General features: G+C 62.6%; 10 protein-coding genes. 6 read left to right on the top strand and 4 right to left on the bottom strand.

Annotated elements, in window-relative coordinates:
- Positions 1-2 precede the first annotated feature (2 nt).
- The 3 genes from NGM99_RS15690 to NGM99_RS15680 are packed head-to-tail and all read left to right on the top strand — an operon-like array spanning position 3 to position 3753.
- Positions 3-665, top strand: coding sequence for a YggS family pyridoxal phosphate-dependent enzyme (locus NGM99_RS15690; RefSeq protein WP_252820562.1), 663 nt, complete (start codon positions 3-5; stop codon positions 663-665).
- Positions 666-704: 39 nt separating this feature from the next.
- Complete coding sequence (locus NGM99_RS15685; RefSeq protein WP_252820560.1) at positions 705-2675, top strand: acyltransferase family protein; 1971 nt, start codon at positions 705-707, stop codon at positions 2673-2675.
- A 31-nt stretch (positions 2676-2706) separates the two neighbouring features.
- The gene (locus NGM99_RS15680; RefSeq protein ID WP_252820558.1) at positions 2707-3753 is read left to right on the top strand and encodes an aldo/keto reductase; all 1047 of its coding nucleotides are present in this window, start codon (positions 2707-2709) and stop codon (positions 3751-3753) included.
- Between the two features lie 3 nt (positions 3754-3756).
- Here NGM99_RS15680 and NGM99_RS15675 read toward each other — a convergent pair whose 3' ends face one another.
- On the bottom strand, positions 3757-4830 hold the full coding sequence (locus NGM99_RS15675; RefSeq protein ID WP_252820556.1) for a phospholipase effector Tle1 domain-containing protein: 1074 nt from the start codon (positions 4828-4830) through the stop codon (positions 3757-3759).
- 9 nt (positions 4831-4839) lie between these two features.
- On the bottom strand, positions 4840-5130 hold the full coding sequence (locus NGM99_RS15670; RefSeq protein WP_252820554.1) for an usg protein: 291 nt from the start codon (positions 5128-5130) through the stop codon (positions 4840-4842).
- Between the two features lie 177 nt (positions 5131-5307).
- On the opposite strand from NGM99_RS15670, the gene acs reads away from it, so the two are divergent.
- The gene (gene acs, locus NGM99_RS15665; protein WP_252820552.1) at positions 5308-7263 is read left to right on the top strand and encodes an acetate--CoA ligase; all 1956 of its coding nucleotides are present in this window, start codon (positions 5308-5310) and stop codon (positions 7261-7263) included.
- A 623-nt stretch (positions 7264-7886) separates the two neighbouring features.
- On the opposite strand, the gene NGM99_RS15660 is transcribed toward acs, so the two are convergent.
- A complete protein-coding gene (locus tag NGM99_RS15660; protein ID WP_252820551.1) occupies positions 7887-8756 on the bottom strand; it encodes a transglutaminase-like domain-containing protein in 870 nt (289 codons plus the stop codon).
- A gap of 81 nt (positions 8757-8837) precedes the next feature.
- Entirely contained in the window at positions 8838-9068 is a 231-nt protein-coding gene (locus NGM99_RS15655) for a DUF1674 domain-containing protein (RefSeq protein ID WP_252820549.1), read from the bottom strand.
- Between the two features lie 78 nt (positions 9069-9146).
- Here NGM99_RS15655 and htpX point away from each other — a divergent pair, with 78 nt between their 5' ends.
- Complete coding sequence (gene htpX, locus NGM99_RS15650) at positions 9147-10130, top strand: zinc metalloprotease HtpX (protein ID WP_252820547.1); 984 nt, start codon at positions 9147-9149, stop codon at positions 10128-10130.
- Positions 10121-11503: an RsmB/NOP family class I SAM-dependent RNA methyltransferase gene (locus tag NGM99_RS15645; RefSeq protein WP_252820546.1), complete on the top strand. Its 1383-nt coding sequence runs from the start codon at positions 10121-10123 to the stop codon at positions 11501-11503. Before htpX ends, NGM99_RS15645 begins: the two co-directional genes overlap by 10 nt.
- Positions 11504-11590: the final 87 nt, after the last annotated feature.

The raw sequence follows: 11590 nt of genomic DNA, 5'->3' as shown, positions 1-11590 counted from the left end.
CCATGAGCGAAGCAGTGGAGCACCTGCAAGCCGTCCGCAGCGCGATTGTTCGCGCCGAGAAGGAGGCAGTGCGCAGGGCGGGTTCGGTCGAGCTCGTTGCCGTGTCGAAGACCTTCGAGGCCGACAGTATCCGCCCCGTTCTCGAAGCCGGCCAGCGGGTGTTCGGCGAGAACCGCGTGCAGGAAGCGCAAGGGAAATGGCCCGCGCTGCGAGAAGAATTCCCCGGCATCACGCTTCACCTGATCGGCCCGTTGCAATCCAACAAGGCGGCGGATGCGGTGGCGCTTTTCGATGTGATCGAAACGGTGGACCGCGAGAAGATTGCGGCCGAGCTTGCCAAAGAGATTGAAAGGCAGAACAAGGCTCCTCGCCTCTATGTGCAGGTGAACACAGGCCTCGAGGAGCAGAAGGCCGGCATCGACCCGCGCGAGGCGGTGGCATTCGTTTCCCGCTGCCGAGATACCCATGGCCTCACGATCGATGGCCTGATGTGCATCCCACCGTTCGAGGAGCATCCGGGACCGCATTTCGCGCTGCTTCAGAAACTCGCTGAGGAGGCCGCCGTAGAGAAGCTTTCGATGGGCATGTCCGCCGACTTCGAGAAGGCCATTCCTTTCGGTGCGACTTCGGTCCGTGTCGGCTCCGCCATTTTTGGGTCAAGGTGAGCGCCAACAACGCTGCCGTTCCTGCCTTCGGATTTCTTTATGCAGTCATCCTCCTACCGGCCCGATATTGACGGGCTCCGCGCGATTGCCGTGCTCGGCGTCGTGCTGTTCCATTTCGGCCTGCCCTTCTTGCCGGGCGGGTTTCTGGGCGTCGATGCCTTCTTCGTCATCAGTGGCTTCCTGATCATCCGCATCATCCGCGACGAAATTGAACGGACCGGCACGTTCCGCTTCCGGCATTTCTACCTGCGCCGCATCCGCCGCTTGTTTCCGGCCCTCGTCGCAACGCTTCTGGCGAGCACGGCTGCGGCCTTCCTGCTGCTTTCACCCGGCCATTTGAAGATGTTCGGGCAGGAACTGATCGCTTCAATCCTTTCCGTCTCCAACATCTATTTCAAGGAAACCGCCGGCTACTTCGATGTCGCGGCCGAGTTCAAGCCGCTGCTCCACACATGGTCGCTGAGCGTCGAGGAACAATTCTACATCGTGGTACCGCTCATGGTCGTCTGGGCGATGAAGGGCGGACGACGCGGGCTCTTTTCCGTGTTGGCGGTTCTTGCCGTCGTCACGCTGGTGCTCGCGGAACTTCAGCGCGGTCGCATGTCGGCTTTCTACCTCACGCCATTCCGCGCCTTCGAATTCGCGCTCGGTGCTTTGATGATCGAGGTCGTGGAGCGGCAACCTCGAAACAAGACGGTGCTGGAGGCCCTGCTTCTTGCAGGGCTTGTTTTGATCGGCGCGAGCTTCGTCATGCTCGACGGCACGTCGCACCTGCCGGGGCTTCTGACCCTGCCGGTCGTGTTCGGCACCATGCTGGTGATCTATGCGGGCCGCGCACCGACCCTTGGTTATGTGACGAGTAATCCGCTCAGCGTCTGGATCGGCAAGATCTCCTACTCCTTCTACCTTGTGCACTGGCCGCTGCTGATCTTCGCGGCCTATGTCACCTTCGAACCGCTCGGCCCTTGGGATCGCGCTCTGCTTTTTGCGCTCTGCTTCCCGCTCGCCTGGGCCTCATGGCGCTTCGTGGAGCAGCCCTTCCGCCGACCGCGCGAAGCCGCGAGTGGCGGCAACCGGCCTTTCGTCATCCGCTCCGCCGCGACAGCCGCCCTGACGGTCGCCATCGGTGGCGCCCTGATGCTGGGCGGCGGCCTCCCCTCACGCCTGCCGCCCGACGTCGCCAAGCTCGTCACCAGCCCCGAGCGCAAGACGGTTCTGACCAGCGAGTGCCAATATCTCTGGGCGACGCTGGACAGTGCATTTCAGAAAAAGTTCGACGCCTGCGTGGCCAAAACGGGCAAGGCCGTCCTTGTTTTCGGCGACAGCCATGGCGAAGACCTGTTCCACGCGCTGGCCTATAACGGCACGAGGATGCATGTGGCCGGCATCAGCCAGCCCGGCTGCCGCCCGAGTGAGCCCGAGGATCACTGCTACTACAAGAATCTGCGGCCTTTCATCGAGCGTAACAAGGCGAATCTGAGCGGCGTGGTGTTCACCCAGAAGGGCAGCTATCTGCTGCCCGACCGCAAGCATCTGCCGGTTGATCAGAAAGCGGTCGATAACGTGTTTGCTTTCCTTCAAACCATCGCCGAGCCGAACCTGCCGATGATCTGGGTCGGCCCGCAATGGGAGCCTTATTTCGAGGTCGAGAAGTATTCGGTGATGCTGCCGCCGGGAGGCGTTCCCTTCTTCAAGGACAATATCGGCGCGATCCGCCAAGTCGATGACCTGCTCAAAAGCGAGGTTACCGAACGCAAACCGCCGCTCACCTACGTCTCGAAGCTCGACATTCTTGGTCCCTTGAACCTAGACCTCTTCATCATCGACGGCCAGTTCACCTATTCCGACACTGATCACTGGGCAGCGGAAGGTGAGGAGGAGTTCGGCGAGCGCCTGATCGCGGGCAGCCCCGCCTTGCGCAACCTTTTCGGGCTGCGGGACACCGGTGAGGACCATACGGGAAGCATTTCGGGCACCGATCCCCTTGGCGGGCCATCGAACCGACCCTAGCTGACTGTCCTTTCCGGGAAAGGCATTTTCAATGAAATATAATCAGCTGGGCCGCACCGGCCTATTCGTTTCGGAAATCTGCCTTGGCACCATGACTTTCGGAGAAGCGGGCGGACAGGCCCAATGGGGAAAGATCGCTGGCGTCGATCAGAGCGCCGCCGATCGCATCCTGCAGCGCTCGCTGGAAGCAGGCGTCAACTTCATCGACACGGCCGATGTCTATTCCTTTGGGCAGTCCGAACGCATCCTCGGCCAATCGCTCAAGAATCTCGGCACCCGCCGCGAGGATGTCGTGATCGCCACCAAGGTCTTTGGCTCGACCGGCGATAAACCCAATGATCGTGGCGCCTCGCGCGGTCACATCATGGATTCCGTGAAAGGCAGCCTCGATCGCATGGGGCTCGACCATATCGACCTTTACCAGATTCACGGCACCGACAGCGTCACGCCGGTCGAGGAAACGCTGCGCGCGCTGGATGACCTCGTATCGCAAGGTCTCGTGCGTTATGTCGGCGTTTCGAACTGGCAGGCCTGGCGCATTGCCAAGGCGCTCGGCATCTCGGAAGCCAGAGACTATGCCCGCTTCGAGACCATCCAGTCCTATTATTCGATTGCCGGCCGCGACCTCGAGCGTGAGATCGTGCCGCTGATCAACGAGGAAAAGCTTGGCTTGATGGTCTGGTCCCCGCTCGCCGGCGGTTTGCTTTCAGGCAAATACGGCCCCGGTGCACCGGGCAATGGCGAGGGCCGCCGCGCCGAGTTCAACTTCCCGCCGGTCGATGAGGATCGCGCCTGGAAATGCGTCGAGGCGATGCGCGCGATTGCGGAGAAGCATGGCACCAGCGTCGCCACGGTCGCGCTGGCCTATGTGCTCGCCAAGCCCTTCGTGATGAGCATCATCATCGGCGCCAAGAATGGGGACCAGCTGGAGCAGAACCTCGCCGCCACCGGTTTGACGCTCGATGCGGACGATCTCGCCCGGCTCGACGAGGCCAGCGCGCTGGCACCCGAATATCCCGGCTGGATGCTGACGCGTCAGGACACGGGCCGCCGTCCCGAGCCCTTCAAGCCATACTGATCGTCACGGGTAGAAGCGCTTCACCTGCGGGTGATCCTTCAAGTGTGCCGGCCGATAGGGCGGCACCATTCTCTCGAACCGCGCTTCGATATTGTCGCAAAGCGATGCAGTGCGGGTGACCACACGCTCCCCAGGCAGCCAGAAGATGCCGAAGCCCGTCCGCTCGTTATGGGCGCGGCCGACCAGATTGTCGTTCATCGAAACCGTGAGCGGGATATGCAGCCCGGCTTCGTCGCGCAAGCGTGACAGCATCCAGTCGAGCGATAGATCGGCGAGCCGCCAGTCATCGGCATAGCCCCCGCCCACATCGGAATGCACACCTGGAAACCATGCCTGCTCGATCTGCTGGCCGGGTGCCGACGCATCCCACAGAATGGGTGCGAAAACCTTGCGGTTCTCGTCCACGGACAGGGCCTGAAGCCCCAGCGGCACGCGCGGCGACAGGCTGGTGTCGTGAAAATCGAACTGCCATGGATTGACGAGATTGGTGACGCCGGGAAGCCCGAGCGCCTTCACCGTGTCATAAACGCCGACCACATCGGCCACCTCGTCAACGGCACCATATGCGCGCCGGAACGCCTCGCCGGTCTCCTTACGGGCGCGCCTGCCCTTGAGCTTGTAGGCCGCGACACCTTTCTCGGCAATGGCTCGCCGCCGCTTTGCCCCCTCGCCTTTTTCGTCGCGCGAGATCGGCACACCATTGTCTGTCTGCGCGATACCACAGGTCGCCAGGACGCCGCTCAAGCAGCGCACGGTGAATGCTCCGCGGCTGAAGCCGAACAGCCCGATCTTCATGCCGGGCTGCCATTTGAGGATCAGCGCCTCATAGCAGTCCACGATATTGGCGGTGATGCCCCAGCCCGTCGCCTTGCTCCACCAGTCGCGGAGCACGCGGCCAAGGTCGCGCTCACCCTCGTCCGGTGCGCCGAGGCCCGGATCGTAGAAGGTTTCGAGGTAGATCTTGTTTTCGGCAGCGACGAACATCTGGAACACGTTCGTGTTCTTGACGCTGTCATCGTCGCGCACGCCGCGCTGGCCCGTTCCGTCGGAAAAGATCAGGCACCATGGCGTAGGCATAGGCAGGCCTCAGTGCAGCGCGAACTCGCCCTCGACGTTACGCCACTCGACCGGCTTGATCAGTTCGTTATGCGAAAACCGGACCGAGTGGAGCGAGCCATCGAGGCGCGACTTCCAGAACTCGATGAACGAAAACAGCTTCGGGAAATTCGGTGCGAGATCGTAGGTCTGCCAAAGAAACGTCTGCAGCACATGCGGATGGTCGGGCAGATGATAGAAGAACTCGGCTGTGAGCAGGCCGTAGCCTTCCAGCATCAGTTCGGTCTCGGAACGAGACGGTCCTTTATCTGCTCTGCGCATGCTTCGTCCCTTCCGACGACGGCCTCGCCAAATGTGATGGTGCCCCGTCATGATTAACCAAAGTTAAACGGCGCATGCGCCCCGAAGGGCGATTGCGTTGGGCGGGCGAACAAGGCTAATCCGCTTGCTGGGAGAGGCGCTCGGGTCATGGCGCCACGCATATTGGAGGAAAGCCAGATGACGGACACGCACGTCCATCCCGTCCAGCCGGCATGGCGCGAGCGCGCGCTGATCGATGATGCCACCTATCGCGCATGGTACGAGCGTTCGGTTGCCGACCCGGAAGGCTTCTGGGCCGAACACGGCAAGCGCATCCAGTGGATGGTGCCGTTTTCCCGCGTCAAGGAAAAGAATTTCGACGAGAATGTCTCGATCAAGTGGTTTGCGGACGGGCAGACCAATGTGGCCGCCAACTGCATCGACCGCCATCTCGCAAGCCGCGGCGATCAGGTCGCCATCATCTGGGAAGGCGATGATCCCAATGAGCAGAAGAAGGTCACCTATCGCGAGTTGCACGAGAGCGTGTGCCGGCTTTCGAACGTGCTCAAGGATCATGGTGTTAACCGCGGCGACCGCGTGACGATCTATATGCCGATGATCCCCGAAGCGGCTTATGCCATGCTCGCCTGCGCGCGTGTGGGCGCGGTGCATTCGGTGGTCTTCGGCGGCTTCTCGCCCGATGCCCTTGCGGGCCGCATCGTCGATTGCGGATCCACCTTCGTGATAACGGCGGATGAGGGGTTGCGCGGCGGCCGCAAGGTGCCGTTGAAAGCCAACACCGATAAAGCCATAGAGATCGCCGGGAACAACGGCGTCGCGGTCGAGAAAGTGCTCGTCGTCAAACGCACGGGCGGCGACATCGCATGGAGAGAGAACCGCGATGTCTGGTATCACGAGGCGGTCGAACGGGCCTCGCCGGTTTCAGAGCCCGAGGCGATGAATGCGGAGGATCCGCTCTTCATCCTTTACACGTCGGGCTCCACCGGCAAGCCCAAGGGCGTGCTGCATACGACTGCGGGCTACCTCGTCTATGCGTCGATGACGCATCAATATGTCTTCGACTACCATGACGGCGACATCTACTGGTGCACGGCCGATGTCGGCTGGGTGACGGGCCATTCCTATATCGTCTACGGCCCGCTCGCGAACGGCGCGACGACACTGATGTTCGAGGGCGTGCCGAACTATCCCGATGCGGGCCGGCTCTGGCAGGTGGTGGACAAGCACCAGGTCAACATCTTCTACACCGCGCCCACCGCCATCCGCGCGTTGATGGGTGCGGGCGATGCCCACGTCACCAAAAGCTCGCGAGCTTCTCTCAAGGTTCTCGGCTCGGTCGGCGAGCCCATCAACCCGGAAGCCTGGGAGTGGTACTTCAACGTGGTCGGCGGCGGAAAAGTGCCGGTGGTCGACACCTGGTGGCAGACCGAGACCGGCGGCATCCTGATCACGCCGCTCCCCGGCGCGACCGACCTCAAGCCCGGCTCGGCCACCCGTCCCTTCTTCGGCATCAAGCCGCAGCTCGTGGATAATGACGGCCAGGTGCTCGAAGGGGCCGCCGACGGCAATCTCTGCATCACCGACTCCTGGCCCGGTCAGATGCGAACCGTTTATGGCGACCACGAGCGCTTCGTGCAGACCTACTTTTCCACCTACAAAGGCAAGTATTTTACCGGCGACGGCTGCCGCCGCGATGCCGACGGCTATTACTGGATCACCGGCCGCGTGGACGATGTGCTCAACGTATCCGGTCACCGCATGGGCACGGCGGAGGTGGAATCGGCCCTCGTCAGCCACGATGCCGTCTCGGAAGCCGCAGTGGTCGGCTATCCGCACGACATAAAGGGCCAGGGCATCTATTGCTACGTGACGCTGATGAACGGCATCGAGGGCACCGAGGACCTGCGCAAGGAACTCGTCGCGCATGTGCGCAAGGAGATCGGGCCCTTCGCATCACCGGACAAGATTCAGTGGGCGCCGGGTCTCCCGAAAACACGCTCGGGCAAGATCATGCGGCGTATCCTGCGCAAGATCGCCGAAGACGAGTTCGGCGCGCTGGGCGACACCTCGACCCTCGCCGACCCCGCGGTCGTCGACGATCTCGTGGCGAACAGGCAGAACAAGAAAAGCTGAGACGCGACGAAGGAGAAGGTGCCCTGCCCGTTCACGAAAAGGTCAGGGCACGCCGCCTAACTTATCTTGCGTTCCGGTTTCGCCCGACCCACATTCCCCTCGTGTTCAACAATTGAAAGGAGGTGGTCCAATGTCGAGTGAATTGTCCCGTTACGTGGTCTCGGCGGATTGCCTCGGTGAAGGACAGCTCCTTCGCTGACGGCATGAAGCGCGGCTGACGACTTCATCGTCGCCACGAGCCGCGATATCACGGACGAAACACGGGAAAGGCCGCTTTCACCCCCTGAAAGCGGCCTTTCCTTTTTTGCCGCCTCGCTTAACCCCTAAGCCGGCAGCGGTGTCACAAATGTCTCGCAGCATCCGGTCTCGCTGGACCGTCCGGCCGGAAAATGACTTGGAGCATCTTGCTCACCCATCTCCCGCGCCGTTTCGATTTCATCGTTGCAAGACACATGACAGTTCATGGCCTGAGGCCGAGAGGTGCGCGCTAACGCATTGAAATCGCTTTCACTGTGCGCAGCGTAAGCTTAACAAGTGCTTAAATCCAGCGTTTGGCTTAATCTTGAGTGTGCCAGATCGGGACTCAGAACTCGTCCAAAATAGGCCACATGTCCCAAATTAGGTCAGGATAGAATTTCGCGACCCGCCGTCCGATTTTGAAGCATATGCGGGGGCTTCGCCGGATTGGCATCCTGCTCGTAGGTCCACACCTTGAAGGTCGCAAGTGTATGCGGCCCGAATGAGTGGAGCAGCGGCACGTCGGTCGCGTCGCGACCTCGCGCGACCGGGATCCGACCGATGCGTGGCATGTTGTGACGCGCATCGAAAGCATACCACTTGCCGCCGATCCAGGCCTCGAACCAAGCCGAGAAATCCATGGGGGCCGGGTCGGCCGGCACGCCGATATCGCCGAGATAACCGTTCACATAGCGCGCCGGGATGTTCATGCAGCGGCAGAGCGTAATGGCGAGATGCGCAAAATCGCGGCAGACGCCGACCTGCTCCTCATGCGCCTGCGCTGCCGTGCGCGTCGCCCTTGCATAGCCGTAACCGAACGAGATGCGGTCATGCACATAGTCGCAGATCGCCTGCACCCGCGCCCAGCCGGCGGGGATATGCCCGAACTTGCTCCAGGCGAGCTGGCTCAAGTGGTCCGTTTCGCAATAGCGGGAGCCGAGCAGGAAACCCATCACCTCGTCGGGCATGTCCTCGACGGGTGCTGCGACGGCAATCCTGTTGACCTCGTCGGGCTCACCCGAATCCTCGATCACCGCGTCGTAAATGATGGAAAAGCGGCCCGCGGGCGCCAGAAAGCGATGGCCGCGATTGCCGAAAATGTCGCGATACGGCACTGCCTTCACCTTGGGCGAGGTCAGCACCTTGGTTTCGCGCTGGATGTCCTTTTGGCGGTCATCATGGATCACCAGAAGCGAGATGATCGGCAAAGGCTGCGCGCAGTCGACCGCGATTTCATAGCCCAAGCGGATCAGCATTGGAGAGACACCTCGGAAAATCTGCAGCGAACCGAAAAATTTCCAACGATTTTAAACGAGCACGGTTCCTGTTCGTTTTGGTTAAAAGTCCACTGCGAGCCCCTTGACCTCCCAGTCGCCGTAACGCACCGGCTCCTTGCCGCCACGCCCGCCGCGCTCGGGCGGCAGTGTGTCGGGCCTCAGCGCCTCGCGCCGCGCCTCGGCTTCGGCCAATGCTCGCTGGGCAGCAGGGCTCAGTTCCCTTCGCGCGGGCGCTTCTTTTTCGTCGTTCTGTTCCAAATCCGTTCGTCCAGCCTGTTCGATTGAAACCATTTCGCTTGTTTCCCATCATATAGGGTGAAAGCGGACTGAACCGCCAAACAGTTTCGGGCTCAGGAGGGCCCTTCGACGATGAACATCATGCGCACCGCCATGCTGCTTGCCTTCATGACGGCGCTCTTCATGGGCGTGGGCTACCTGATCGGCGGCACCGGAGGTATGGGCATCGCCTTTCTTTTCGCCGCCGGCATGAACCTCTTTTCCTACTGGAACGCCGACAAGATGGTGCTCCGGATGCACAATGCGATGGAGGTCGATGCACGCACGGCGCCCGAATATTACGAGATCGTCCGGGGCCTCGCCCAGAATGCCGGCCTGCCCATGCCCAAGGTCTATCTGATCAACGAGGACCAGCCCAACGCCTTCGCCACGGGCCGCAATCCGCAGAATGCCGCCGTTGCCGCCACCACAGGCCTGCTCCAGCGCCTGACGCCGCAAGAGGTCGCAGGCGTCATGGCGCACGAACTGGCGCATGTGCAGAACCGCGACACGCTGATCATGACGGTCACCGCCACGCTCGCAGGTGCCATTTCCATGCTCGGCAACTTCGCCTTCTTCATGGGCGGCGGTTCGAACCGCGAGAATAACAATCCGCTGGGCGCCATTGGCGTGATCGTCGCGATGATCGTGGCGCCTTTCGCCGCCATGATCGTGCAGATGGCCATCAGCCGCACGCGCGAATATTCAGCCGACCGCAGAGGTGCCGAAATCTGTGGCAATCCGATCTGGCTCGCCTCCGCCCTGCAGAAGATCGCGATCGCTGCGGGCCGCATTCCCAACGAGGAAGCCGAGCGCAACCCGGCCACCGCGCCGCTCTTCATCATCAACCCGCTCTCGGGCCAGCGCATGGACAGCCTGTTCTCGACGCATCCGGCAACCGAGAACCGCATCGCGGCGCTGCAGCAGATGGCGGGTGAATTCGCAGGCGCCGTGCCCGTCCGCCCTGCGGCGCCCCGAAGCCCGACCCCGTCCGGGCCGTGGGGTGGCGGCAGTGCGTCTTCGACGCCGCGTCGTTCGAATGTGCCGAACACCGGCAACAAGGGGCCATGGTCTTGAGCCGGAGCCCCGCGCGGCGACGGCAGCCTGACAACTCTTCCGAAACCCAGCCCGATGTGCCCGGCCTCGCCTCCCGCAAGGCCGCGGCCAAACTCCTGGCGGCAGTGGTCGATGCGAAAACGCCGCTCGACGGCATGGTCGATGCCGAGCATGGTCATCCGCAATATGCCGCGCTGAGCGTTCCCGATCGTGCGCTCGTCCGGGCGATCCTGCTGAGCGCCCTGCGCTTTCGCGGCACTATCGCGCAGCTGATCGCCGCCCGCCTGCGCGACGCGCTACCGCCCAAGGCGCGCGCTCTCGAGCATATTCTGCATGCGGGTGCGTCCCAGATCCTTTTCCTCGACGTGCCGGACTCCGCCGCCGTCGACCTTGCCGTCACCCACGCCAAGAGCGACCCGCGCACCGCGCGTTTCGGTGGCCTCGTGAACGGCCTCCTGCGCAGCCTTTCACGCGAAAAAGAAACCGCTCTGCCGCCCGCGCTCGACCGTGCGGAGGACGCCCCGCACTGGTTCCGCTCCGGCCTCGAAGCGGCCTATGGCGGAGAGAAGGCGCGCACCATCCTTCAGGCCCACCGCGTCGAGGCGCCCGTCGATTTCACGATGCGCGCCGATCCCGCTCTGTGGGCCGAGCGTCTCGACGGCACCGTTCTCCCCAATGGCAGCGTCCGGGTCGCTCGCCTCCCAGCCCCCGTGCCCGATTTACCCGGGTTCACCGAAGGGGCATGGTGGGTGCAGGATGCAGCTGCGAGCCTGCCGGCACGCCTGCTCGGCGATGTGGCAGGCCTGCGTGTCGCCGACCTCTGCGCCGCGCCCGGGGGCAAGACCGCACAGCTCGCTCTGGCGGGCGCAAAGGTCACGGCCTTCGACATCTCCCGATCACGCCTCAAGCGCCTGCGCCACAATCTCGACCGCCTCGGGCTCGAAGCCGAAACCGTCGAGGCCGATATTCTGCGCCACGAGCCCGCTGAGCTTTTCGACGCGATCCTGCTCGACGCACCCTGCTCGTCCACCGGCACCGTGCGCCGTCACCCGGACGTGCCATGGACCAAGGGCCCGGAGGACGTCGCCAAGCTCGCTGCCTTGCAGCGTCGCCTTGCTGAACGCGCGGTCCAGTTCGTGAAGCCCGGCGGGCGCGTGGTCTTTTCCAACTGCTCGCTGATGCCCGAAGAAGGTGAAGACCTGTGGGCCGCCTTCCTGCGTGAGGTACCCGGGATCGAGCCCGAGCCCTTCCGTGCGGACGAGATCGAAGGCATCGCGCCTTTTGTCACCCAAGCCGGCACATTGCGCACGACGCCTGCCGATTGGTTCTCATCGGATCCGAGTGTTTCCGGCCTCGACGGATTTTTCGCCGCTCGCTTCCGCATCGTAAAGTAAAGGAAGTATTTCTTCTGCCCTCGTGAATCAGCTAGAATCACCGTCGGGGAAACAATCCAAGGAGTGGTGGTGGCAATCACGGCGGAT

Origin of the sequence: Mesorhizobium liriopis, from assembly GCF_024053505.1 — a bacterium.
Classification (GTDB): Bacteria; Pseudomonadota; Alphaproteobacteria; order Rhizobiales; family Rhizobiaceae; genus Mesorhizobium_B; species Mesorhizobium_B liriopis.
Note: the sequence above shows the minus strand (reverse complement) of the source record. Positions and strands in the feature narration are given on the sequence as shown.

What these genes read in the sequence shown, in the direction of transcription:
- NGM99_RS15645 (WP_252820546.1), top strand. Translation starts at nt 10,121, where the DNA reads ATGGTCTTGAGCCGGAGCCCCGCGCGGCGACGGCAGCCTGACAACTCT.
- NGM99_RS15675 (WP_252820556.1), bottom strand. Translation starts at nt 4,830, where the DNA reads ATGCCTACGCCATGGTGCCTGATCTTTTCCGACGGAACGGGCCAGCGC.
- NGM99_RS15670 (WP_252820554.1), bottom strand. Translation starts at nt 5,130, where the DNA reads ATGCGCAGAGCAGATAAAGGACCGTCTCGTTCCGAGACCGAACTGATG.
- acs (WP_252820552.1), top strand. Translation starts at nt 5,308, where the DNA reads ATGACGGACACGCACGTCCATCCCGTCCAGCCGGCATGGCGCGAGCGC.
- NGM99_RS15655 (WP_252820549.1), bottom strand. Translation starts at nt 9,068, where the DNA reads ATGGTTTCAATCGAACAGGCTGGACGAACGGATTTGGAACAGAACGAC.
- NGM99_RS15680 (WP_252820558.1), top strand. Translation starts at nt 2,707, where the DNA reads ATGAAATATAATCAGCTGGGCCGCACCGGCCTATTCGTTTCGGAAATC.
- NGM99_RS15690 (WP_252820562.1), top strand. Translation starts at nt 3, where the DNA reads ATGAGCGAAGCAGTGGAGCACCTGCAAGCCGTCCGCAGCGCGATTGTT.
- NGM99_RS15685 (WP_252820560.1), top strand. Translation starts at nt 705, where the DNA reads ATGCAGTCATCCTCCTACCGGCCCGATATTGACGGGCTCCGCGCGATT.
- htpX (WP_252820547.1), top strand. Translation starts at nt 9,147, where the DNA reads ATGAACATCATGCGCACCGCCATGCTGCTTGCCTTCATGACGGCGCTC.
- NGM99_RS15660 (WP_252820551.1), bottom strand. Translation starts at nt 8,756, where the DNA reads ATGCTGATCCGCTTGGGCTATGAAATCGCGGTCGACTGCGCGCAGCCT.